Origin of the sequence: Streptomyces griseus subsp. griseus (genome assembly GCF_000720255.1) — a bacterium.
GTDB classification, from domain to species: domain Bacteria; phylum Actinomycetota; class Actinomycetes; order Streptomycetales; family Streptomycetaceae; genus Streptomyces; species Streptomyces griseus_I.
Genome location: NZ_JOJE01000067.1, coordinates 1 through 21,798, shown reverse-complemented (window position 1 = coordinate 21,798; position 21,798 = coordinate 1). Strand labels below are relative to the sequence as shown.

Here is a 21,798-nt window from a genome sequence, read left to right as displayed (position 1 = left end):
CGGGTTCCGGAACCTCCGCCCACACCTCACCTGCCCCGCCCGTGCACCCAAACCCACACGACCGGGCCCGGGGCGGCCGCTCGGCTCGAAAAACCGACGGCCCGCCAACCGCTACGACGTGGGTAAAACGGTCAAGCGACCCGAGAGCATCGCCGAACGTGACCAGGTCAGACCATAAAGAACAAGCTGAGAAGCTGTTGCTCTATCGATCTTGGTGGGCGTGAGTTCGAGGTCGTCGACTCGGTCGGGTGATCTCATGGCCGGCCGGGCATGAAAGCGGGGCCTCCCGCACAGCTCGAGGGTGTCGAATCCAACCGAGCAACAGAAGGCCCCTGGTGCTGCAGTCTTCCGTGCCGACGCCGATGGCGCCCAACTCGGCGTCTCCGTCGTGTGATTGTCTCGCTCACCGGTTCGGGAACGCCACGGACCGGCCGTACAGGCGACCCAAGTATCCGTCGGACATGAGCGACGCGGAGTGGGCCGTCGTACGTGACGCGATGCCGGTTCCCGGCTGGCTCGAGGGCCGCGGCGGGCAACCGGAGAGCTATTGCCACCGGCAGATGGTCGACGCGGTGCGCTATCTGGTCACGGGCGGCATCACCTGGCGTGCAATGCCCGCGGACTTCCCCGCGTGGGACCGCGTCTACGCCTTCTTCCGGCGCTGGCGGGACAAGGGCCTTGCCGCCGAGTTCCACGACCGCCTCCGCGACCGGGTCCGCGAGGATGCAGGCCGTGATCCGGAGCCGACCGCAGGGGTCATCGATGCGCAGTCGGTGAAGGCAGCCGCGTTGGTGCCGGCCGCGACCAGGGGCTTCGACGGCGGGAAGAAGGCCAACGGCCGCAAGCGGCACATCGTGGTGGACACCCTGGGACTGTTGCCGGCCGTGATGGTGACCGCGGCCTCGGTCACCGACCGTGACGCAGGGCAGACACTCCTGGCCCGGCTACGTGAACGGCACTGGCGCGTCACGCGAGTGTGGGCCGACGGCGGCTACACCGGGCGCCTGGTCGACCTCACCCGCGACGCCTGGCGGATCGCGCTGACCGTGGTCAGACGCAGCGACGACACCAGCGGTTTCACCGTGCTGCCGAAGAGGCGGCTGGTGGAGCGCACGTTCGCGTGGCTGATGCACTCACGCCGCCTGGCCCGCGACTACGAGACACGCACCGACACCTCGGAGGCAGTGATCAAGTGGGCGATGAGCACGGTCATGAGCCGCCGCCCCGCCCGACGGTCACGCTGAACAGCCCCGGACGTTCCTCCGCCAGCCAGCCCCGCGCTCCCAGCCGCTTGGCTTTCGACCGCACCCCTTCCACCTTCGCCGGGACCGGCTCCAGCCCGAGGCCGCCGCAAGTTGCCGACAGTCCATCGCCTCCCCGCGCATCCCGCTCCCACCGGCCGGCACATCCATGAGCCGCTGGTAGTCCGGCGCCAGAACCGCCGGGGCGAGCCCTTCCTCCCAGTGGGGCACTACTGAGCGGGGCACCGCCGCCGTGACCTGCACCGGCCGTTCGCCCGCCACCGCTACCGGCGCCACGTCCTCGCCTCTGCGAGACTCCGCCAGAACCTCACCCACCGTCTCACGGGCCATCACGAACCGCTCCCACACCGCCTCCGCCTCCCGCAACTCGGCCTGGAGAGCGTCCACCCGCTGCCGAGCGACGCGTTCACGCTCCTCCAGCAGCCCCATCACCGACGGCATTCCAGCACCTCCACCGAAGAGACGACACAACAACCCGTCCCTCCCGCCGAAACACCACCCCTACACCTGACCAGCGGAAACACACCCGCACTTCCGGAAAGACAACGGCTTCTGACAGCAGACATGGCTGCACCGGATCCGGCGTTTGACGCTGACCATATGGCCTGGGGTGGTGAGGAGTGTGCCGAAACCGCGGAGGAAGACCCGGCGGACGCCGAGCTGCGCCAGCTGACTGCGGCCCTCAGCAGTTTCGCAAGTACCTATGTCAACGGCACCGCCTCTTCAGACGACATCGCAACTTCCGAGCAAACGGCGACCAAGCTAGAAGCGGCCCTGCCGCAAACACAGTCCGCGGATCTGCGCACGCAGGCGGAGGACGCCCTCGCTGATGCTGCTGAGATCTGGACCCGTAGCGCGCAAACTCCGTCGGCAATCCTGAACCACGCGCGCACCCTCCTCCTCTCAGCATCAAGGAGCCCTCGACCCGAACCCACTCCGGAAAACGTTACGTGCAACCTGGCGATTCCCCAGGGCCCGCGAACCGAAGCGGCCCGTGGTCTTGGTCAACTGGCTAGCATTCCAGCGCAGTACAACCCGGAGGTGACCCACGCGATGCTCGCTCTGACAGCAGATCCCGTGGGGGCCATCCGGCACACCGTGGCATTGATCGCCCCTTCCGTGGCCGTCAGCGACACCGGAACGGCGTGGGTAATCCTCGAGCACCTCGCGGAGCACGACATCGACGACGCTGTGCTCGCTGCCACGGTCACCACGGCCTGCTTCCGTATGAACGACGCACAGCGCGGCGCTTCGATCCTCGCCACAGTCATGGGGCGCGCGGCCTCCCGCTCAGGTCGCGACACCGCCGCTTCCGCTTGCGCCATCGCCGCCGGGCTCCTGTGGGTCCACCACACGACGCCCGGAACGGACACCGCCCTCACCAGGATGATCACTCGCTGGCCGGACGGCGGTACCTAGTCCGCTTGTCTGCACGAACTGCGCGTGTCCGGAGCGCTCACCCACGACAACGACGCTGTCCGACGGCGCGCGCTCAGGCTGATGCAGCAGCTCGCCGAACCAGCCCTGGACCGAACGCGTCATGCTCTGCTCCAGTATCAGGCCCTGACCGATGCCGAGCGCGAGCAATTCAAGAACACCGCCCAACTCCTCGACCACATCGCGTCACAGCTCTACTACGCAGGCGGCGGCGTCCCCAACAGCACACACTCCTCGACGAGGCACAGCCACTGATCAAGCTGCTCTCGGCGACCCCAATCGCGCGCACCGCCCACCACCTCGTCAGACTGTGTGAGCGCATGATCGACCGGCGCCCGCAGGAGACGCTCCTCACCGTCCGCGACATCATCACCCAGGTCGGGGCCCAAAGCGGCTACACCGCAGACACCCTCGGCGTCGGAACCTGCGTCACCTTCGTGGAACGCATCCTCGCCGACCACCGCAGCCTCCTGCGTAACCCGGACAACCTCACCGCCCTACGACAGATCTGCGACGCCTTCATCGACGCCGGGTGGCCCCAAGCCCACAAACTCGTCTTCGGCATCGAGCAGATCTTCCGCTAACAGCTCCAACACACACCACCCTCATGACAGCCGCCCCTGCACCATGCCTGTCGGGCAGCACGGAAGATTTCAGTGAGCGAGCCTGTGACCTGGGCACTGAAATCTTCCGTGCGATGGCTCATGCGGGTTCGGGTGCAGCGATGGCTGCAGTGTCGGGTGGCAGGGAGTCAGCGTTTGACGCGGTTGCGGACGGCGAGGACCGCGAGGCCCACAAGGACGGGCTCGGCCAGACGGGAGGTCATCTCGATGTAGGTGCCGGCGGTGGTCAGGTCCTGGTCGGCGGAGCGGAAGACCACCGAGTTGAGCGTGACGTTCAAGGCCTTCTCGAAACGCTCGCCGGTGAACCGGTTCTCCGTGGGGTACGCAGGACGTCGGCGCGGTGGCGGGTGGTGGTGGCGGCCCAGGAGCGGCCGGCTTCGTCGGCGCAGGCCACGGCATCGAGGGCCTGCCGCACGTCCAGGTCGGGGACGTGGGCGATCGTCCGGCCGGTGGCCGGATCGTGAACGTCGAAGGCGCGGTTCACGCCGGGAACGGCGAGGTCGAGGTTGGCCAGGACCTTGTCGGAGTCGGCGAGGGCGGTCGGATCGGCGTCGGGGAGGGTGCGCATGGTGGTCACTTGGCTTCCTGTACGGAGAGGACGGTGTCGATGGCGGCCACGAGCTGCCTGATCGCGTCGTCGGTGGTGATGAAGGGCGGGCTGATCTGCACGGTGTTGCCGCGCAGCGGTCGGGTGACGAACCCGTGCTCGACCAGTTCGTCGGTGACCGCTTCGGCGCTGATGTCGTCCGTGAGCGTGAGGCCGCCCAGGAAACCAGCTACACGCGTCTCCACCACCGCTGTCCTCGCGGTGAGGTCGTGCAGTTCGCGGGCGAGCAGTTGCTCCAGTTCGGTCACTCGGGGCAGCAGCTTGTCCTCGTCGAGAAGGTCGAGGGGCGACGATTGACACCCCCACCACCGGCGGCACAAGCGGATCCCGGCACACGCCGAAGACCGAACCGTCCCGCGAGGAAGCGTGCCGAACGAGCGGCACCTTGCAGCCGTCGTGGTTCTGCCCGCTGCGGAAGACCGAGTCTCACCGCCTGCGGCAGTGCGGGTCATGGCCGAGGGCGAAGCGGTCGTAGGCGACGACTTCAGCGCCCCGTGCCGCCAGCCGCACTCAGGCCGCGGTGCGGTCGGCGGTCGAGATGAAGTCGATGGGCTGAGCCGAGCTGCCGTTCAGCGCCAGGTCTGCAGCGATGTCTCCATACGCTGGGGAGAGTTTGAAGCCGTAGCCGGAGAAGCCGGCGAGCAGGATCACGTTCTCGTTGCCGGTCCCCGGCAGCGGGCCGACCAGTGGGCGGCTGCTCTTGGTATAGCCCTCCATGTAGACCGACAGGCGGATCGGCTCGGGGTGCAGGTCGGGCAGGTAGCGGCCGATCAGATCGCGGTAGACCTCCAGTTCCTCCGGCTGCACCGTGCGGTCCAGCTGGTTCGGGTCGCCCGCAAGCTTGTGCAGGGCCTGGGAGAGGCCGAGCTTGACGGAAATGCCGTCCGGGGAGGGCAGGCCATAGCACTGGGTGGGTGAGGTGCGGATGAAGGCGGGGCGCTCCTCGCCGAACCAGACGCCGGTGGTGGACACGAACCAGGCGCTGATCAGGCGGCGGACGTCCACCTCCCAAGGCAGTTCGGGCAGGAGGTCGTTGACCCAGGGGCCGGGGGTGACGACGGCGGTGTCGAAGCGGTCGCTGCCGGCGTCGGTGCGGATCTCGACGCCGTTCGCGAGGGGGACGATCTCGCGGACCGTGGTGTAGCGGTGGATGACGGCGCCCAGTTGCTCGGCGCGGCGGGCGGCGGTCTGGATGGTCAGTTCGGGGCGTATGAAGCCGGCGCGTCGGTCGAGCACGACGGCGTCACCGTCTTCGAGCCGGTACTGCGGGAATCGTTTCGCCATGGCCTCGGTCTCGAGTACCTCGTGGTCGAGGCCATGTTCCGCGATGGACTCCAGGACCGTGGACATCTGCTGTTCCTGGGTGGACCCCATGAGCAGACATCCGGTGAGTCGGCGCAGCTCACGGCCGGTCTCCTGCTGCAGCTGCCCTCAGAGGGCGTCGGCGTGCCGGAGCAGCGGTACGTACCGGGTGTCCTCGAAATGTGCACTGCGAAAGACGCGGGTCTCGCCGCCTGCGGCGCTGCGGTCGTGGCCGGGGGCGAACCGGTCGTAGCCGACGACCTCGGCGCCCCGGGCCGCCAGCCGCCAGGCGGCCTGGGTGCCCATCGTTCCCACGCCGACGACGGCTACGCGCTTCCTGGCAGCTGACATAGGACTTTCCTTTCGTGCCGCCGGGCCGCAAGCTCGGTTCGAGCGTGAGGGGTTCGGTGGCGACTTGGAGGGGCGCGCCCTGCCTGGACACCGAGGCCTCCTTCCGGCGCGGCTCTTGTACCGTGCCTCTGGCCCGCCAAGCCGTCCGGTCGGTGGGCACGGTGACCGCCCTGACCCCAACGTCGGCCATGTGGCGGCCGCTTGAACCGCGCCAGGGGCGGCCCCGACCACCGGGGCGGACGTGGTGGACCTCGTGGTCCAGCGCGAGCCGCCGGACAGGGAACAGGCCGTGGCGCTGCTCACCCCGGTGCCGTAGAACTCCCCTCTCCTCGCGATCGGTTGACGACGCTGGAGAGGGTGAGCGCGGTGACCGTGTCCCGTACGCCGGGCATCTGGGCGATGTCCTCCCAGATGCTCCGTACGCGTTCCAGCGAGGCCGCTTCCAGGCGCACCATGATGTCGAAGTCGCCGCTGAGGATCTCGCAGATGACGACCTCGCCGGATGCGTTTGAGTGCGGCCAGGACGTCGCCGCCGCGCATGCGGTCCTGGCGGTCGACGAGTACGAGCGCCGAGACCACATTGCCGGTGTCGTCGCCGGCGCGGACGATGGTGTAGCCGGCGATGTGGCCCCGGCGCTCCAGCCGTTCGATGCGCTGGCGCACCGCATTGCGGGACAGCAGCACCTTGCCGGCCAGTTCGGAGTGCGAGATGCGGGCGTTGCGGGTCAGCTCGGCGATGATCTTCTCGTCGGTGGTGTCCACGGTCGACCGTCTCCCTCGCGAAGTCGGTGGAGATGACGGATGTGCCCGGCCCGGGATCAGAGGCGGCAGCGCAACTCGTGTGTCCAGCCTTCTTACACTGCCACGGCCAGGACACGGGCGAGCCCTGCGCTCGTGACGGCTTGCTCAGGTGTGAAAGCCCGGCAGGGACAGGTACTTGAGCTGCTGGTACTCGTGGAGGCCTTCGGGTCCGCCCTCGCGGCCCAGGCCGGACTGCTTGACCCCGCCGAAGGGCGCCGCCACCTCGGAGACCAGGCCGCGGTTGATGCCGACCATTCCGGCCTGCAGACGGGCGGCGACCCGGCGGGCGCGGTCGATGTGGGACGTCATCAGGTACGACGCGAGGCCGTGCTCGGTGTTGTTGGCCACCGCGATGGCCTCGGCCTCGGTGGAGAACCGGTGGATGGCGGCGACGGGGCCGAAGACTTCCTCGTGCATGATCGCGGCGTCGGCGGGGACGCGGTCCAGCACGGTCGGGGCTGCGTAGTGGCCCGGCCCGTCGGGGATGTCCGCCTCGGCGATGACGACGGCACCACGGGCCACGGCGTCCTCGACGAGGTGGCGGACCTTGGCCACCGCACGGTGGTCGGCCAGCGGGCCGAGCTCGGTGTCCTCCCGGTCCGGGGGGCCCACCCGGACAGCGGCCATCCGTTGGCCCAGCGCGGCGGCGAACGCGTCGGCGATTCCTTCCTGGACGAGGAATCGGTTGGCGCCGACACAGGACTGGCCGCCCAGCCGCATCTTCGCGATCATCGCTTCGCGGACCGCGAGGTCGAGGTCGGCGTCGTCGAAGACCAGGAACGGGGCGTTGCCGCCCAATTCCATCGAGGTGCGCAGCACCCGGGCACCGCTCTGCTGAAGCAGCAGCCTGCCGACCGGGGTGGACCCGGTGAACGACAGCTTGCGCAACCGGGGATCGGCCAGCAGCACCGAGGTCACCGCAGCCGCGTCGCTGCTGGTGATCACGGTCAGGACACCCGCGGGCGCACCCGCCTCGCGCGCCAACTCGCCCAGGACCAGGGAGGACAGCGGGGTGAGCGCGGCCGGCTTGAGCAGGGCGGTGCAGCCCGCGGCGAGAGCGGCGGCGACCTTGCGAGCGGCCATGGCCAGCGGCACGTTCCACGGGGTGATGAGCAGGCAGGGCCCGACCGGTTCGGCGACGGTGACGATGTGACTCCTGCCGTCCGGGGCGGGTGTGCTTCGGCCGTGCGGGCGGACCGCCTCCTCGGCGTACCAGCGGAAATAGGCTGCGGCGTAGTCGACCTCGCCCCGGGCTTCCGTGATCGTCTTGCCGATCTCCAGCATGATGATCCGGGCCAGACGCTCACGGTGTTCGAGCAGGGAGGCGGTGAGCCGGTGCAGGACGATCGCCCGGTCCCGCGGGCTGGTGAGAGCCCATAGGTCGGCGACCGCGGCCGCCGCGTCCAGGGCCTTCAACGCGTCCTGTGGGCCGCAGTCGGCCACGGTGGCGATGACTTCTTCGGTTGCGGGGTTGCGCACCTCGAAGGTGCGCTCACCGGTGGCGGGTTGCCAGTCGTGGGCCAGGAAACCACGGGGGACGGATTCCAGGACTGCCGACTCCCACGAGGGAGCGGTAAGCATGTCAGTCATGCACATGGCCCTTTCGGATTTGGTGATCGCTGGATGGTGTGTCACGGGAGCATGAGCGCTGGCGCACCCTGATCGCGCGAGGCCGGCACGGTGTCCCCCAGGACGATGGCCGGGTTGCCCAGCATCGACCAGGACGTGGACCACGGAGCGAAACGGGGCTTCGCCGAGCTTCGAGTGATCGCCGAGGTCACAAGGATGATCATCACGGTGCCCAAGGCGGTGCCCAGGGCACTTGGCGACAGCACGGCCAGCCACGCTGCCGAAACCGCTATCGCATGTCTGTGCCGTTCCTACAGCACTCTTTCGAGGAAGGCCTTTGTGCGTTTCTCACGCGGGTTGGCCAGGACTTCGCGGGCGTCGCCGCGTTCGACGGCGATGCCCTCGTCCATGAAGAGGATCTCGTCGGCGACTTCGCGGGCGAAGCCCATCTCGTGGGTGACCAGGAGCATGGTCATGCCGTTGCCGGCGAGGTCGCGCATGACGGAGAGGACTTCACCGACCCGCTCGGGGTCGAGGGCGCTGGTGGGTTCGTCGAACAGCATGATGGTGGGGTCCATCGCGAGCGCGCGGGCGATGGCCACGCGCTGCTGCTGGCCGCCGGAGAGCTGGGCGGGATACTTGTGACCGCAGCCCTCGAGGCCGACCCTGGCCAGCAGTTCCTGTGCCCGTTCCCGGCTGGCGGCGCGGTCCTTCTTGTGGACCAGGACCGGTCCGGACATGACGTTGCTTTCGGCGGTCATGTTGGGGAAGAGGTTGAACTGCTGGAAGACCATGCCGATGCGGGCGCGCTGTTCGGCGAGCCGCTTGGGGCGCACGGCGTGGTAGGCGTCGTCCTTCTCGACGTAGCCGAAGTCCTCGCCGTTGACTTTGAGGACGCCGCGGTCGACGGTCTCCAGTCCGTTGACGCAGCGCAGCAGGGTTGATTTGCCTGATCCGCTGGGGCCGATGATGCAGGAGATCTCCCCCGCCTTGACGGTCAGGTCGATGTCGCGCAGGACCTGGTGGCGTCCGAAGCTCTTGCACAGTTTGCGTGCGACGATCGTTCCGTCGGCGTTCACAGCAGGGACTCCCTCGTGGTGGGAACGGCCTGTCCGGCCCCGGCCCCGGGCCCGGTGCCGGGGCCGGCCGAGGTGGCGGCCGGGGTGAGCCGCGTCCGGGTGGAGCGGGAGAAACGGCGCTCGATCATGGACTGCGGCACGCTCAGCACCAGGGTCATGATCAGGTACCAGAGGCTTGCCACGATCAGCAGCGGGATCGTCTGGTAGTTGCGGGCGTAGATGGCCTGGGCGCTCTGCAGCAGGTCGGCGACGCCGAGCACGCTCACCAGCGAGGTCTCCTTGAGCATGCCGATCACCTGGTTGCCGGTGGCCGGGATGACCGCCGGCATGGTCTGCGGGATGATCACATGGCGGAGCTTGGTGAACCCCGACATGCCCAGCGACTCCGCGGCCTCGTGCTGTCCGCGGCTGACCGAGGCGAACCCGCCCCGGATGATCTCCGACATGTACGCGGCCTGGTTGAGCGTGAGCCCTACGACGGCGGCGGTCATCGGTGTCATGATCGCGTTCACGTCCACCGGCGTGGACACGCCGGTGAACGGGATGCCGATGGACAGGTGCGGGTACAGGGCCGCGATGTTGAACCAGAAGATCAGCTGCACCAGCACCGGGGTGCCGCGGAAGAAGGCGATGTACAGCTGGGCCAGCCCGGAGACGGGCCGCTGGGGCGACATGCGCATCACCGCCAGCACCAGCCCCAGCAGCGTGCCCAACGTCATGCTGGCCGCGGTCAGGAACAGCGTGACCAGCAGGCCCTCGAGGATGGTCTCGGTGGTGAAGTAGCTGAACACCACCGGCCAGTGGTAGTTCTCGTTGGTCACCGCGGTCCACACCAGACCGGCGACGATCGCGATGGCGACGGCCCAGGCGACGTAGTCGCGCGGACGCTTCGGCGTGATCCGCTTCTTGTCTTCGGGCAGCAGGAGTGGCACCGGTCGGCTCCTGGTCATCGTCGTGTCGATCACGTCCATCGGCTTCTCAGTCCTGCGGGACGGCCATGGCCGCGGTCTTGATCCCGAGACCCTGGAAGCCCCAACGCCCCAGCGCCTCGGTGTACTTGGGGTCGTCGATGATGGACTGGATGGCCGCCTGCACCGCGGGGGTCAGCGGCGAGTCCTTCTTCAGCGCGACCGTCACGGTCTTGGTGGCCACCATGGGCTTCAAAACCTGGAACGTCTTCGGCTGCTGCGTGGCCGCCCACTGAAGGCCGGTGAAGTCGTACATCACCGCGTCGACCCGCTTGGACACCAGCTGGGTCAGAGCATCGTTCACGCTGGCCAGGACCACCGGCTTGATGGCCGGCTTGCCCTTGCTCGTACAGTCCTCCTTGGACCGCAGGGGCAGCCACTGCAGCTCCGCGGTGCTGCCGGTCTGGACGGCGACGCGGCGCCCGCACAGCGAGTGGGTGCCCAGCTTCTGCGGGTTGCCGTAGGGGACGGACACCCCCGTCCCGGCCGTGAAGTAGTCGACCATGTCGAGCACCTTCAGCCGGTCCTTGGTGGCGCCCATGGTGGAGGCGGTGAAGTCGTACCGGTCGGCCTGCAGGCCGGTGATGATGGTGTCGAACTTGATGTTGTTGATCTGCAGCTTCAGGCCGAGCTTGGCCGCGATCAGCCGGGAGAAGTCCGGGTTGAACCCGATCGCGGTCTTGTTGTCCGACGCCATGAACGAGGTGGGCGGGCTGCTCAGGTCCATGGCCACCGAGATCGTGCCCCTGGCCTTCACCGCCGCGGGCAGCAGCTTCACCGCCTTCGCATCCGGCTTCACCCCGACCGAGATGTCGTCGGTGTGCTCGGCCGACGAACCCGAACCCCCGCCCTGCTTCGTGCTCTTCGCCCCGGTGTTCTCCGCGGTGCCGCCCGCCCCGCACGCGGCGAGCGCGAGGGCCAGGGCCGTCGTGACGATCGGAACGCTCAAGTGTCTGCTGACTCGCATGGTTCTGCTCCTTACTCAAAGGGAAAAGCGTGCTGGGAGCCGCTCAGATCCCGGATGGGTGGCTGTTTCGAACTGCTGGGGCGACCGGGAACACGTCAGAGGGGGCTTTCGGGCATCTCAGGGGGTCCCGGAGGCGGTCCAGCTTTGGCGGTGGACGAAGCTGGAGCCGTCGCAGGCGGTGACCAGCAGGTGGCGGTGGTCCTCACCAAAGCCGCAGTATGAGGGCGCTCGTGAGGGATGAGGCAGAGCCGGGCCTGCGACTGAGGGACGTGCCGAGCGATCCATCGGCCCCAGCGACGTTGCTCAGCAGGTGTTTGACGAGAGATCCTGAGGACGATCGGGTCGGGCGGCATCGGCGTCACATCACGGTCACGTAGATCTTGCGCACGGTTTCGATGGTCTTCCAGACGCCGACGTAGCCCGGCTTCATGACGAAGCTGTCGCCAGCCTTGTAGATCACCGGTTCGCCACCTTCGGGTGTGAGTTCGACGATGCCGGAGAGGATGTGGCAGAACTCGAAGGTGTCGCCCTTGATCGAGCGCATCTCGCCGGGCGTCGCTTCCCAGACGCCCGTATGGATGGACTCCCCACGGGCGACGTCCTGGGCCCAGGTCTTGAAGGCGGGATCGCCGGAGATCAGGCGTTCCGGGAGCGGGCCGGACTCTCGCGGCGCGAAGGAGGGATTGGTGTCGATGGCCTTCAGGAGCGACATGTCTTTCCTTGGGAGCTAGAGAAATCGGCGGGGTTGTCGGCATGGGCGCACCGTGGGTGGCCCTGTTCGAGCACGGCGGCATGAGGCACGTGCTCGGCGCGTGTTCGACAGTTCATGCCGCGATCGGCGGTCGCCCAAGGCAGAAGGCGAGAGCGGTGCAGGCCGTTCAGCCCATTGCTCGTGGTGATCCCCAGCAGGGTGTTCAGCCGGCGGTGTATCCGCCGTCGACGGTCAGGACCGATCCGGTCACGTACGACGACTCCGACGATGCGAAGAAGAGCACCGCGTCGGCGATCTCTTCAGTGGTGGCGAGGCGTTGGAGCGGGATCGTGCTCTCGCGCTGGCGGCGGTAGCCCTCGGGGTCGGGCCTGCGCTGGAACGCCGCTTCGATGATCGGGGTGGCGGTCAGGCCCGGAGCGACGACGTTGACACGGATGTTGCGCGGGGCCCATTCGATCGCCGCGCCCTTGGCGAGCATGATGAGGCCTCCCTTGGCGGCGGAGTACAGGACCTGCCCGGCCATGCCGACCATGCCCAGCCGTGAGCTGACGCAGACGAACGAGCCGCCGGTCTCGGGCATCAGCGGGGCGAAGTGCTTCATCACCAGGAACGCGCTGAGCAGGTTGCTCTCGAGCACGTTCCGCGCGTCGTCGCAGGCCATCTCGGTGAGCGGACCGTCGGCCTGCAGGCCGTGGTTGAGGACGACGACGTCGACGGCGCCGAAGGACTCCGAGGCCTGCTTGGCCAGGTGCTTGACGAACGTCTCGTCGTTGAGGTCCCCGGGAACGTACAGGTCGTCGGGCTCGGCGCTGTCGAGTCGCGCCCTGCGGCCGGTGAGCAGCAGTCGCGCGCCCTCGCGGCGGAAGTGGGAACTCACGGCTTCCCCGATGCCACTGCTGGCGCCGGTCACCAGGGCCGTGACGTTATCGAGTCTCATGTCGGGCATTCCTTCACGGGGTTGTCGGTGGGGTCGCGGGTGGGGTCGCGGGTTCGGGTACGAGGGTCCCGTTCGCCGGCGCCGGTCAGTTGAGGAATCCGCGGGCGTCGACCGGCCACCGCTCCAGCGACGTGCCCGTGCTGTCGGTGACGATCAGTTCCTCGAAGCCGAGGACGACCGGGCACACGTGGTTCGGCACCACGGGGACGACGGTGCCGACGCCGGGACGGAAGTCGCCGTCCGGCAGCGGAAGGAACCCGTGGTACTCGTTGACCTTGGACAGGACCGCCTTCGTGCCGGCGATGCCGCCGTAGCCGATCTCGGGGTTTCCTTCCTTGCTGAGGACCTTGTTGCCCACATCGACGATGACCTGGCCGGGGACCTGGTCGCTGACCACGGTGCCGGCGACGAACAGCGCGATCTGGTCCTCCGTGCACGCGCCCAGCCGGGCGTTGTTCAGATCTCCGAAGACGTACTCGCCGGGACGGATCTCGGTGATCACGCCGCTCGTTGCGAACTCGAGGGTCGGAGTGGAACCGGCGCTGACCACCTCAGCGGTGACCCCGACGCCGGCGAGGCTGCGTACGGCGGTGATGAGGGCGGCCTCCTGGTCCTGCGCGGCGCGCCCGCGAGCGTCCCCGTCGGCACCGCCGTGACCCGGATAGGTGAAGACACCCACCGGTACCAGGCCCCGCTTGCGGGCGGCGAGCGCGAGGTCGCCCGCAGCCTCGGGCGGCGCCCCCGAACGACGGGCGCCACAGTCGATCTCGATCACGACCTGCAGCCGTTCCGGTTCGTCTCCCATCGCGTCGGCGAGGGCCTCGATCGACGCGACATTGTCGGCACCGACCCGCAGCCGGGCGGACTCGGCGAGCCGGCGGATCCGCGGCCCCTTCGTTCCCGCGGCCCAGATCGGATAGGCGAGGAAGATGTCGTCGAACCCGGCCGCGGCGAAGACCTCGGCCTCACCGACGTTGCCCGCGGTGATCCCGACCGCGCCGGCCTCGATCTGGCGTCGCCCGATCTCCACGCACTTGTGCGTCTTGACGTGCGGCCTGACCTTGAGGTTGCGCTGGTCGGCGAAGCCCTGCACGCGGTCGATGTTGCCCTGCATGACGTCGACCAGCACGATCGGCGCGGGAGTGTCGATCCGCTCGACCAGAGCGTCGAGTGCTCGTTGCAGCCGGTTCACGCTGCCCCTCCTTGTGGTTCTGCCTGGAATGATCGAGGGGCGCGGGTGCTGGCTCCCTCTGGATGCCGAACGTGTGCGGTCCGCGATGTGGCGCGCTTGCGTACACCGCCGCCGTCGGCCGGGCCTACACCGCCGTGCAGACCATCTGGATCTCGACCGGACTGTTGGCCGGCAGCCCGGCGACACCTATCGCGGTGCGGGCGTGCCGCCCGTTCTCGCCCAGTACCTGAATGAGCAGCTCACTGGCCGCGTTGGCGACGCTCGACTGCTCACCGAAGTCCGGCGTGCTGGCCACGAAGACCAGCATCTGTACGATCCGGACCCGCTCCAGGTCGCCCACCGCCTGCACAGCGGCGGCGAGCGCGTTGAGCGCGGCATGGCGCGCGAGCTCCCGCGCGGTCTCCAGCTCGACGTCCCGGCCGACGACGCCCTGGCCCAGCAGCCAGCCGTCCTTGTACGGCAGTTGGCCCGAGATGTAGATGCTGGAGTCCACCTTGCGGTGGTGCACGTAGTACGGGTTGTCCCGGAGCTCGGGAAGGTCCAGACCCAGGGCCCGGAGCCGGTCGGAAGCCGAGCCGGTGCTCGCTTGTGGAGTCACGGACTGGCTCATCGCGTCACCGCCGCGGACGGCGCGGGGAGCGAACCCTCGCGGCGGGCTCCGAGAACCCGCTTCTCATGAATCTTGATCATCTGCACTCGGCTCTCCTCTCGAGTAACAGGGGCGACAAAGCGCCTTATGGTGGCTTAAAACCGCCACCGTATTGTCGTTTGTCGACGATATGGTTGGCCGTCGAGCACTGTCAATACACACGTCGGTCTCGAGTTCGTCCTCGGAACACCAGGTGCGGATGCGCCTGCCGCTGCTGGAAGCGACGGTCGACGCCTTGGACCTGGCTCACCGGTTCTATCCGCTTCGGCACGCATGCTGGAGGAGACCGGCCTGGGATATGTCCTCGCGGTCCCCAAGTCCCAGCAGGTGCCGCACTTCGGACGCCCCCCAACGAAGCATGGGAGCGACGTTCGTGCGGGGAAGGCGCGAAGGGCCCGCGCGTCTATCACTGGGCGGCCCTGCATATCACGTCCATCGAGGACTTCGACGGCGAGATGCCCACCCACCAGCGGTGGGCGCTGGCCCTCCGCAGCATCGGCAAGCCCGAGGAGATCGCCTACTACCTCGCCTACGCGCCGCTGGGCACCACGGTCGAGCACTTGGTCCGTGTCGCGGGGATGCGTTGGGCCATTGAGGAAGCCTTCCAGGCCGCGAAGAACGAGTGCGGCCTCGACCAGTACGAAGTCCGCCGCTACACCGGCTGGATGCGGCACATCACCCTGGCCATGCTGGCGCATGCCTTCCTGGCCGTCATAGCTGCCGTCGCCGCGGCAAAAGGGGCAGCAGAAACGGCTCCTGCCTCGCGCCCCTCACCGTGACAGAAGTTCGGCGGCTCCTGGCAACTGTCCCCTCACCCACTGCCGTTGGCTCGTCCCTGATCAGCACGCGCACGCTGAGATGGTCTCACTGGCACCGACGGCGCCAAGCCGTCGCTCGCCGCTGTCACTATCAGCAGCGGCTGCACACGATCGAGGGGCGGCCCGGGAAAGAGAACACGGGCCAGCAATCAGCCCACTACACTCACCCAAACCGTCCCTGAACAGGGAAAACGTCAAAGTGTTGCTGGAGTACTAGAACTTCGGTCATGGGCTTCTCCGTTTCGGGTAGGTGGTAGCGGCTACGACGGCAAAGGGTCAGGGAAGCTTTCCGGTGAAGGCAAGTTCGACCAGTTCGCGCGCCTCCACGGCGCCGAGGGGCACCGGGTTGTTCTGCACCAGCCGACGAGCTCTCAGACCGTTCTCAGCGATCTCGTCGAGTTGGTCCTGGGTGACACCGAGGTCGGCGAGGGTGGCAGGGATCCCGATGTCGGAGAGCAGGTCGGCGACGGCCCGTACGGCGCCCTGAGGGGTCACGTTCTCCCCGGCACCGAGCAAGCGGCCGATTTCGGAGGTCTCCTCCGGGCGCGCCTCGGCGTTGAAAGCCATGGCGTACGGCAACAGACAGCCGACCCCGACTCCGTGCGCGGTGTGGGTGAGGGCGCCGATGGGGTACTGGAAGGCGTGCGCGACGGCAGTGCCGGCTGTGCCGAGCGCGAACCCGCCACACAGCGCCGCCATGGCCATGTCGTCGCGGTGCGGGCCCTCGCCGCCGGTGTGCACGCAGGTCTGCAGACTGCGGCCGACGAGCTCGAGTCCGTAACGGGCGTAGGCATCGGTCAGGGCGCCTTTGCCGACGAAAACACGCTCCCGGTACAGCTCGGAGGTGGGCTCGTGCCGGATCGCGGTGAACGATTCCACGAGGTGGCTGAGGGCATCGGCGCCCGAGGCCGCGGAGAGGCCGCTGGGGCAACTGCCTGTCAGCACCGGGTCGATGACGGCGGTGTGCGGAATCAGGTGTGGCGATGAGATGCCGACCTTCATCACCGCCTCCGGGTCGCTTAGCACCGCGACGGGAGTGACCTCGGACCCGGTGCCGGCGGTGGTCGGGACCGCGACGACGGGGATCGTGGGACCCGGTACGGCGAACTCGCCGTAGTAGTCCCGCGGCGAGCCGCCGTGCCGAAGCACCAGGGCCAGCACCTTGGCGAGGTCGATGCAGCTCCCACCGCCGATCCCCACCACGACCTCGGGGTCGAAGGCTTCCGAGCCACGGACGTGGGCCACTGCGGCGTCGACGTCACCGATCGGCAGATCCGGCGTGACCTGGTCGAACACGGTGACCCTGGCACCGCTGCGCCGCAAGGCGACGACGACGTCGTTGAAGAACGGGTCGCCGGCCATGCGCTCATCGGTCACGAGCACCACCTGGTTGCCCAAAGCGAGGACCATGGGAGCCAGGGCGGCCCGCTGGCCGGCTCCGTAGAGCACCTCGCGGGGTTGGCGGAGCAGCCCGAAGGAGGACGTGGGAGCAATGCCGGCCGAGCTACTTGGGGACATTGGTTTCCTTCCGTTGGGGGGTGTGTCCGTCATGCATGGTCGAGCGCGCGCAGCTCGGCCACGAGTGCAGCCGGCAGTTCGACGCCGTTGGCGAGTGCGCGCGAACGGCGCTCGCGGGCCCGGTCGCCTGGGACGAGGACGGCGCGGTCGGGTCCGCTGTCGCGGATCGCGGTGAGGTAGTCAGTGAGGTGGCCGGGAACTACAGCCGGTCGCAGCAGCACGAAGAGGTCGCCCTTGGTCGCGGGGTGCACCGAGTCGAGCGTGCCGGTGATTCCCGTCCCGAGTGCGGTGCCGGTCAGCGAGGCCACCATGAGCTCGATCGCGAGGCCCAGCCCGTATCCCTTTGCCCCGCCGAACGGGGCGAGCGCCCCCTCCTTCGCGCGCACCGGATCGACGGTCGGCTCCCCGTCGGCATCCAGCGCCCACCCTGGCTCCAGGGGCTCCTCGCGCAGAGCATGGGCGTGGATTTTTCCCATGGAGATCTGGCTGGTGGCCATGTCAAGCACGAACGGCTCGGGCTCGGCGGGGACGCCGACCGCGATCGGGTTGGTCCCGATCAGCGCCCGCCGCCCGCCGTAAGGGTGGACCAGGGCTTCGCTGGTGGTCACGGCCAGGCACACGAGCCCGTGCTTCGCGACATGCTCTGCGTACCAGGCCAACATGCCGAGATGGTTTGCGGAGGCGATCGACGCGGCGGCGATGCCGGTCTCGTGGACACGCTCCTGCACGACGTCGAGGGCGGTCCGGGCCACGACGGGTCCGAGCCCCTGTCCGCCCTCGACCCGTAGGAGGGCCCGTCCCATCCACGTGTGGGTCCCGGTGGTCTCCGGGTCGGCGACGTCGGCCCGGATTCGGCGCACGAGCCGCGGAAGCCGGAGCAGTCCGTGCGACGGCTGGCCTTTGAGCTCGGCGTCGATCAGTAGGTCTGCCTGCCACCGCGCCCCCTTCGCGGGTACGCCGACGGATCGAAGCGCGCGCTCGGCCAACTCGCGAAGCTCGGCCACGGGCAGGCGAACCTGCTTCTCCAACGGCTGTCCAAGCGGGTTCGGGGTGCTCACGGGGGCGGTCCTCCATCATGCGTCTGCCTGGGGATGACTGCACAGAGACTGACAGTAGATCCGATCGGATTCAAGAAGAGATCCGATCGGATCTTGAGTCGGATCCGATCGGATGTCATAGTGATGCCCAGTACATCAACCGATGACAGGAGTGTTCCGCGTTGACGAGTCAACCGGCGAACGGCCCCAGGAAGGGACCGATGGTCACCGAGGTGTACCACCTGATCTTCGGCATGTTGATCTCCCAGGAGATCCCGCCCGGTGCCCGGATGGCGGTCGACGAAATCGCCCGCAAACTGGGGGTGTCGCAGACGCCGGTGCGCCAAGCGCTGGCCACTCTGGAGGCCGAGGGCCTGGTCACGCGTACCCACCTTGTCGGCTACCGAGCCGGCGAGTTGATGACACGCAGGCAGTTCGATGACCTCTTCGCAGTCCGTGTGCTACTCGAGCCGCAAGCGGCCCGGCTAGCGGCCGAGAAGCCCGCGCCGGAGACGCTCGCGGAGATGCGCAGCACCCAGAGTGAGATGACCTACGAGGCTTCTCGCAACGGTGTGGTGCCCTACGGCACGTTTGCGCGGCACGACGCCGAGCTGCACTCAGCCATTGCCGAGGCCTCTCGCAACGAAGCGCTGCGCGACGCGGTCTCCCGGCTCAATGCCCACGTCCACCTGTTTCGCCTGTACGTCGACCGTGCTGTCACCCACGACGCACTCGACGAGCACGAGGAGATCGTTTCGGCTATCGAGCGCCGCGATCCACGGCGGGCGGCGGCCGCGATGCGCGCTCATCTCCGTCGCTCGCAAAAGCGCCTCCGCTCGGCATTCGAGTAGCTGCCGGCACTGCTGTCGCGCTGTCCATCTGTCCCGGTGCCATGTCGGGCCCCGCCGGAGCCGCCCGAACCGTAGGCCCCGGCGGAGTCCCCGGCGCTGCCGGCGACGGGATCGGCCCCGACGCAGCCGATCTCACGGTCGTGCGGGCCGCGGGGATCGAGGTGCCCACCACCCACGTGCCCGTTTCGGCCGGCCTGCCTTGCTTCCAGAAGTGAGCCACGAGGAGTTCCATGAGTGCGCTGGTCAGCCTTGAATCCATCCAGGACGCGGCGGAGCGGATCCGCGGGTACGCCCTCCGGACACCTCTGATCGTGTCGCCGTGGCAGGGACTTTCACTAAAGCCGGAGAGCCTGCAACCGGTGGGCAGCTTCAAGATTCGTGGTGCCGCAACGGCAATCACCCGCCTTGCGCCGGAGGCCCGCCAACGAGGCATCGTCGCGTTGTCATCGGGCAACCACGCACAAGCCGTGGCCTACGTGGCCCGCGCTCTTGGAATCCCGGCGCACATCTTCATTCCGGACAACGCTCCGGCACGAAAGATCGAAGCCACCAGAGCCTTGGGCGCAACCGTTGAGGTGGTTCCACTCGAAGAGGCCTACAGCCGACCGGAGGAGTTCTCACGACAGACCGGCAAGACTCTCATTCCGCCGTTCGAGAACCTGGACGTGATTGCCGGGCAGGGCACCATCGGCCTGGAGATCGCCGCGGATGACCCGGGCATCTCGACAATCCTGGTGCCAGTGGCCGGCGGCGGATTGATCTCGGGGATCGCTGCCGTCGCGGCGGCGTTGCTGCCGAACGCGCGAGTGATCGGCGTCGAGCCGGAGCTAGCCGCGGACGCCGCGGAGTCTCTTCACACCGGCGCACTCCGGGCGTGGGCTGCTGAGGAGACGGCACGAACAATCGCCGATGGGTTGCGCACTGCCAGTCTCGGCGAAATGGCCTGGCCACATGTGAAGGCCTACGTGCACGACATCTTGACCGTTACCGAGGACGAGATCCAGGACGCCACTAGACGACTCGCGGTCGAGGCCCGGCTTCTAGCGGAGCCTAGCGGCGCGGTCACCACAGCGGCGTACCTCCACCGGCGTCGCGAACTGCCGGCAGGACGTGCGGTGGCGGTGGTGTCCGGAGGCAATATTGATCCCACATTCCTGAGCGGCCTGGTCGCAGATGCTGAGAAAGTACCGCGGAACACGCCTGCCGGCGCTTGCCCGTAGACAAACTCCTGCCCATCAGCCGAGCCTTGCCCCGCCGAACCTAATCCACGAAGAGGCCAGGTCGGCCCACACTTCTGCTGAGGGCACGGGCGTCAGCCGTGGCGCCCGTCGCCGTGAAGACGGCGATAGCACTGATCGGCGTCTGGGTTACGCCCGCCGGCTCCAGGACCCTCGCCGGCGGCCGTGACCTAGCGTGAATTTGCCCTGCTGGCCCGTGGTGACGAACCTGGCAGCGGCGTCGCGTGGCCGCAATGGGCCCGTTCACGGCCGGAAGAACGCCGCGGTCTTCGGGCGGATCCGGTAGAACAGCGACCATGACGCGGAGGCAACTAGACGACGCACAGCGGGGGTTGGTCATTCCCTTGCTGCCGATGGGCGGGTACGGCCTCACGTGCGGGCCCCTACCCTGAGCGGCTGCGGCATCGGTCCTTGCATGCAAGGTGGCCCCCTTTTCCGCCGCACCGTGCCGGCGGTCGGCAACCTGCAACCCTCACTCAAGATCCACTACAGATCGTGTGGAGAGTGCGAGCTTGATCTTCCACGTTTCGGCATGGGCGTGTGACGTCATGGTGGCGAGCGGGCTTTGACGCTTCACGCACGTCGGCATGGCCTCAAGCGTGCCGGGGCGGGTGTTCCCCCGGTTCTGCCGTCCGGGCTCCCAGCCCCATGGGAAAGTGGGCGGCCAGTTCCTGGCGGAACGCGTCGGTGTCGCCTTCCAGGGCGACCGTGGCCAACCTCTCGTGCTCGACGACCAGTTGCGAGCCCTTCTTCCTCCAGCTTGGTCAGCGCCTCGCGCAGCGGGGACCGGCTGATCCCGAGATCTGTGGCGATGTGCGCCTCGCGCAGCTGGCCACCAGGGGGGACGCTTCCATCGAGGATGGCGGCACGCAGTGTGCGGTAGACACCGTCCGGCGTCGTCGTCCGCTGCTCCTGCCACTCGAACTTGTGGTCCACCCCGTCACACTCCCCTGCTCGCACCCGACCGCCTGGTCGTTTGTCGACTATACCTCTGCTGGTTTTTCCGCATCCACACCTCAAGTTGACTGCCAGGCACGGAGCTCACTGATACTCACAGCGGTGCCCTATCCGGATCGCGGGTCGCGGTGGCAGGCGGTGCCTCGGGCAGGGCCGTTAGCTCTCAGGCAGATGCCGGGCTGGCGACACCGGCGCTTGCGGACCTGCAGTGGAATGCAGTCGACCAAGGGGAAGCGCTGTGGGCGCATCTCCGTCTCTCCGGACGCCAACAACACTTCTTCTTCGCCGAGTCGGTACCAGGTTTCACGCCAGAAGCTGAGCGCCTGGCTGACCGGTGACATTGCCGTTGCTCGCGGCCTGCTATGAGCCCGGCGCTCTGCCGGCCTGCACGAACTCGGAGGCGACCTCGACCGAGAGCCGATTGCGCCCGACCCGGCGGATCACCTCATCCATTCTGGAAGCGGATCAGCGCCGGGTCTGCCTGAGGCACTCCTCCGATGTGGTTGACAGCCGAGACCCGCCTGGTCGACAATCGACCAACTAAATGGTCGACAATCGACCTGTAGCCGAACTACTCCACTTACGCACGAGGAGGACCCTGTGGGATTCGATGTCAAGCCCAAGTTCGTGACGTTCGACATGAACGGAACGCTGATCAAGTTCAGCATCAACGACACGATGCGTGAGGTCCTGGGCGACCGGCTGCCGGCCGAGGTCGCCGATGAATTCCTGCGGATCTGCAAGGCGTACCGGATCGACGAGTGCACGGGCGCGTACCAGCCGTTCCACCAGGTCGTCGCGCGTTCCATGGAACGCGCATTGCACAAGGTCGGTCTCGAGTACCGCGAGGACGAGGCGCGGGCGGTGTACGACCGCATCCCCACCTGGGGCCCGTACCCCGGTGTCACCGAGGCGCTGAACCG

23 protein-coding genes and 4 pseudogenes are annotated in these 21,798 nt (G+C 68.0%); 9 read left to right on the top strand and 18 right to left on the bottom strand.

The annotated features are described in order from the left end of the window. The 5 genes and pseudogenes from IG99_RS51100 to IG99_RS41550 form a co-directional block, all read left to right on the top strand. Positions 1–178, top strand: a pseudogene (locus IG99_RS51100) (NF041680 family putative transposase); the annotation flags it as partial. A 283-nt stretch (positions 179–461) separates the two neighbouring features. Continuing rightward, positions 462–1,244, top strand: a complete 783-nt coding sequence (locus IG99_RS41570) for an IS5 family transposase (RefSeq protein ID WP_037683876.1) — start codon at positions 462–464, stop codon at positions 1,242–1,244. Between the two features lie 582 nt (positions 1,245–1,826). Beyond that, positions 1,827–2,681 (top strand): hypothetical protein, encoded by an 855-nt coding sequence (locus IG99_RS49315; protein WP_158973356.1) that lies wholly within the window; start codon positions 1,827–1,829, stop codon positions 2,679–2,681. A gap of 24 nt (positions 2,682–2,705) precedes the next feature. After that, entirely contained in the window at positions 2,706–2,954 is a 249-nt protein-coding gene (locus IG99_RS41555; RefSeq protein WP_037683871.1) for a hypothetical protein, read from the top strand. 65 nt (positions 2,955–3,019) lie between these two features. Continuing rightward, complete coding sequence (locus tag IG99_RS41550) at positions 3,020–3,283, top strand: hypothetical protein (protein ID WP_037683869.1); 264 nt, start codon at positions 3,020–3,022, stop codon at positions 3,281–3,283. A 167-nt stretch (positions 3,284–3,450) separates the two neighbouring features. Here the strand turns inward: IG99_RS41550 and IG99_RS47000 are convergent. The 15 genes and pseudogenes from IG99_RS47000 to IG99_RS41480 form a co-directional block, all read right to left on the bottom strand. After that, a pseudogene (locus IG99_RS47000) lies at positions 3,451–3,651 on the bottom strand (hypothetical protein); the annotation flags it as partial. Continuing rightward, positions 3,597–3,890, bottom strand: a complete 294-nt coding sequence (locus IG99_RS41540; protein ID WP_107056161.1) for an aldehyde dehydrogenase family protein — start codon at positions 3,888–3,890, stop codon at positions 3,597–3,599. The pseudogene IG99_RS47000 and the gene IG99_RS41540, both read right to left, overlap by 55 nt. A gap of 5 nt (positions 3,891–3,895) precedes the next feature. Next, positions 3,896–4,381 (bottom strand): aminotransferase class III-fold pyridoxal phosphate-dependent enzyme, encoded by a 486-nt coding sequence (locus IG99_RS52270; protein WP_107056160.1) that lies wholly within the window; start codon positions 4,379–4,381, stop codon positions 3,896–3,898. A 58-nt stretch (positions 4,382–4,439) separates the two neighbouring features. Continuing rightward, positions 4,440–5,354, bottom strand: coding sequence for an FAD-dependent oxidoreductase (locus IG99_RS41530; protein ID WP_463607369.1), 915 nt, complete (start codon positions 5,352–5,354; stop codon positions 4,440–4,442). A 6-nt stretch (positions 5,355–5,360) separates the two neighbouring features. Next, positions 5,361–5,582, bottom strand: a complete 222-nt coding sequence (locus tag IG99_RS52435; RefSeq protein WP_463607370.1) for an FAD-dependent oxidoreductase — start codon at positions 5,580–5,582, stop codon at positions 5,361–5,363. Between the two features lie 299 nt (positions 5,583–5,881). Further along, positions 5,882–6,163 (bottom strand): Lrp/AsnC ligand binding domain-containing protein, encoded by a 282-nt coding sequence (locus IG99_RS51090; protein ID WP_234312143.1) that lies wholly within the window; start codon positions 6,161–6,163, stop codon positions 5,882–5,884. Positions 6,164–6,269: 106 nt separating this feature from the next. Beyond that, positions 6,270–6,344, bottom strand: a pseudogene (locus tag IG99_RS51085) (AsnC family transcriptional regulator); the annotation flags it as partial. A 144-nt stretch (positions 6,345–6,488) separates the two neighbouring features. Next, on the bottom strand, positions 6,489–7,973 hold the full coding sequence (locus IG99_RS41520) for an NAD-dependent succinate-semialdehyde dehydrogenase (protein ID WP_051866577.1): 1,485 nt from the start codon (positions 7,971–7,973) through the stop codon (positions 6,489–6,491). Positions 7,974–8,263: 290 nt separating this feature from the next. Beyond that, the gene (locus tag IG99_RS41510; protein WP_037683859.1) at positions 8,264–9,031 is read right to left on the bottom strand and encodes an amino acid ABC transporter ATP-binding protein; all 768 of its coding nucleotides are present in this window, start codon (positions 9,029–9,031) and stop codon (positions 8,264–8,266) included. Then, positions 9,028–10,002: an amino acid ABC transporter permease gene (locus IG99_RS41505; RefSeq protein ID WP_051866575.1), complete on the bottom strand. Its 975-nt coding sequence runs from the start codon at positions 10,000–10,002 to the stop codon at positions 9,028–9,030. Before IG99_RS41505 ends, IG99_RS41510 begins: the two co-directional genes overlap by 4 nt. Positions 10,003–10,009: 7 nt before the next feature. Next, positions 10,010–10,966, bottom strand: coding sequence for an ABC transporter substrate-binding protein (locus IG99_RS41500; RefSeq protein WP_051866574.1), 957 nt, complete (start codon positions 10,964–10,966; stop codon positions 10,010–10,012). Between the two features lie 358 nt (positions 10,967–11,324). Beyond that, positions 11,325–11,678 carry a cupin domain-containing protein gene (locus IG99_RS41495; RefSeq protein ID WP_037683858.1) on the bottom strand — a complete coding sequence of 118 codons (354 nt, stop codon included), beginning with the start codon at positions 11,676–11,678 and terminating at the stop codon, positions 11,325–11,327. Positions 11,679–11,880: 202 nt separating this feature from the next. Further along, the gene (locus tag IG99_RS41490) at positions 11,881–12,615 is read right to left on the bottom strand and encodes an SDR family NAD(P)-dependent oxidoreductase (RefSeq protein WP_037683857.1); all 735 of its coding nucleotides are present in this window, start codon (positions 12,613–12,615) and stop codon (positions 11,881–11,883) included. A gap of 85 nt (positions 12,616–12,700) precedes the next feature. Beyond that, positions 12,701–13,807, bottom strand: coding sequence for an alanine racemase (locus IG99_RS41485; protein ID WP_037683856.1), 1,107 nt, complete (start codon positions 13,805–13,807; stop codon positions 12,701–12,703). A 124-nt stretch (positions 13,808–13,931) separates the two neighbouring features. Continuing rightward, the gene (locus tag IG99_RS41480) at positions 13,932–14,417 is read right to left on the bottom strand and encodes a RidA family protein (RefSeq protein WP_037683855.1); all 486 of its coding nucleotides are present in this window, start codon (positions 14,415–14,417) and stop codon (positions 13,932–13,934) included. 309 nt (positions 14,418–14,726) lie between these two features. On the opposite strand from IG99_RS41480, the pseudogene IG99_RS52430 reads away from it, so the two are divergent. After that, positions 14,727–15,235: pseudogene (locus tag IG99_RS52430) on the top strand (IS701 family transposase); the annotation flags it as partial. Between the two features lie 315 nt (positions 15,236–15,550). Here IG99_RS52430 and IG99_RS41470 read toward each other — a convergent pair. Together IG99_RS41470 and IG99_RS41465 are read right to left on the bottom strand one after the other, a co-directional pair. Then, positions 15,551–16,792: an iron-containing alcohol dehydrogenase gene (locus IG99_RS41470; protein ID WP_051866573.1), complete on the bottom strand. Its 1,242-nt coding sequence runs from the start codon at positions 16,790–16,792 to the stop codon at positions 15,551–15,553. Between the two features lie 29 nt (positions 16,793–16,821). Next, entirely contained in the window at positions 16,822–17,850 is a 1,029-nt protein-coding gene (locus tag IG99_RS41465; protein ID WP_199815725.1) for an Ldh family oxidoreductase, read from the bottom strand. A gap of 200 nt (positions 17,851–18,050) precedes the next feature. Here IG99_RS41465 and IG99_RS41460 point away from each other — a divergent pair, with 200 nt between their 5' ends. After that, positions 18,051–18,680 carry a GntR family transcriptional regulator gene (locus tag IG99_RS41460; protein ID WP_063768395.1) on the top strand — a complete coding sequence of 210 codons (630 nt, stop codon included), beginning with the start codon at positions 18,051–18,053 and terminating at the stop codon, positions 18,678–18,680. A gap of 230 nt (positions 18,681–18,910) precedes the next feature. Further along, on the top strand, positions 18,911–19,900 hold the full coding sequence (locus tag IG99_RS41455) for a threonine ammonia-lyase (RefSeq protein WP_051866572.1): 990 nt from the start codon (positions 18,911–18,913) through the stop codon (positions 19,898–19,900). Between the two features lie 591 nt (positions 19,901–20,491). Here the strand turns inward: IG99_RS41455 and IG99_RS46990 are convergent. Further along, the gene (locus IG99_RS46990) at positions 20,492–20,854 is read right to left on the bottom strand and encodes a GntR family transcriptional regulator (RefSeq protein ID WP_234312140.1); all 363 of its coding nucleotides are present in this window, start codon (positions 20,852–20,854) and stop codon (positions 20,492–20,494) included. 621 nt (positions 20,855–21,475) lie between these two features. Between IG99_RS46990 and IG99_RS41450 the strand changes: the two genes are divergently transcribed. Further along, positions 21,476–21,798: hydrolase (locus tag IG99_RS41450; RefSeq protein WP_037683850.1), on the top strand; the 323-nt coding region annotated here is incomplete at its 3' end.

Coding starts and splice junctions, on each gene's coding strand:
- IG99_RS52270 (WP_107056160.1), bottom strand. CDS start 4,381: ATGACCCGCACTGCCGCAGGCGGTGAGACTCGGTCTTCCGCAGCGGGC.
- IG99_RS51090 (WP_234312143.1), bottom strand. CDS start 6,163: ATGTGGTCTCGGCGCTCGTACTCGTCGACCGCCAGGACCGCATGCGCG.
- IG99_RS41540 (WP_107056161.1), bottom strand. CDS start 3,890: ATGCGCACCCTCCCCGACGCCGATCCGACCGCCCTCGCCGACTCCGAC.
- IG99_RS41460 (WP_063768395.1), top strand. CDS start 18,051: ATGGTCACCGAGGTGTACCACCTGATCTTCGGCATGTTGATCTCCCAG.
- IG99_RS41570 (WP_037683876.1), top strand. CDS start 462: ATGAGCGACGCGGAGTGGGCCGTCGTACGTGACGCGATGCCGGTTCCC.
- IG99_RS41505 (WP_051866575.1), bottom strand. CDS start 10,002: ATGGACGTGATCGACACGACGATGACCAGGAGCCGACCGGTGCCACTC.
- IG99_RS41490 (WP_037683857.1), bottom strand. CDS start 12,615: ATGAGACTCGATAACGTCACGGCCCTGGTGACCGGCGCCAGCAGTGGC.
- IG99_RS41550 (WP_037683869.1), top strand. CDS start 3,020: ATGATCGACCGGCGCCCGCAGGAGACGCTCCTCACCGTCCGCGACATC.
- IG99_RS41500 (WP_051866574.1), bottom strand. CDS start 10,966: ATGCGAGTCAGCAGACACTTGAGCGTTCCGATCGTCACGACGGCCCTG.
- IG99_RS49315 (WP_158973356.1), top strand. CDS start 1,827: ATGGCTGCACCGGATCCGGCGTTTGACGCTGACCATATGGCCTGGGGT.
- IG99_RS41520 (WP_051866577.1), bottom strand. CDS start 7,973: ATGACTGACATGCTTACCGCTCCCTCGTGGGAGTCGGCAGTCCTGGAA.
- IG99_RS41480 (WP_037683855.1), bottom strand. CDS start 14,417: ATGAGCCAGTCCGTGACTCCACAAGCGAGCACCGGCTCGGCTTCCGAC.
- IG99_RS41455 (WP_051866572.1), top strand. CDS start 18,911: ATGAGTGCGCTGGTCAGCCTTGAATCCATCCAGGACGCGGCGGAGCGG.
- IG99_RS41495 (WP_037683858.1), bottom strand. CDS start 11,678: ATGTCGCTCCTGAAGGCCATCGACACCAATCCCTCCTTCGCGCCGCGA.
- IG99_RS52435 (WP_463607370.1), bottom strand. CDS start 5,582: ATGTCAGCTGCCAGGAAGCGCGTAGCCGTCGTCGGCGTGGGAACGATG.
- IG99_RS41470 (WP_051866573.1), bottom strand. CDS start 16,792: ATGTCCCCAAGTAGCTCGGCCGGCATTGCTCCCACGTCCTCCTTCGGG.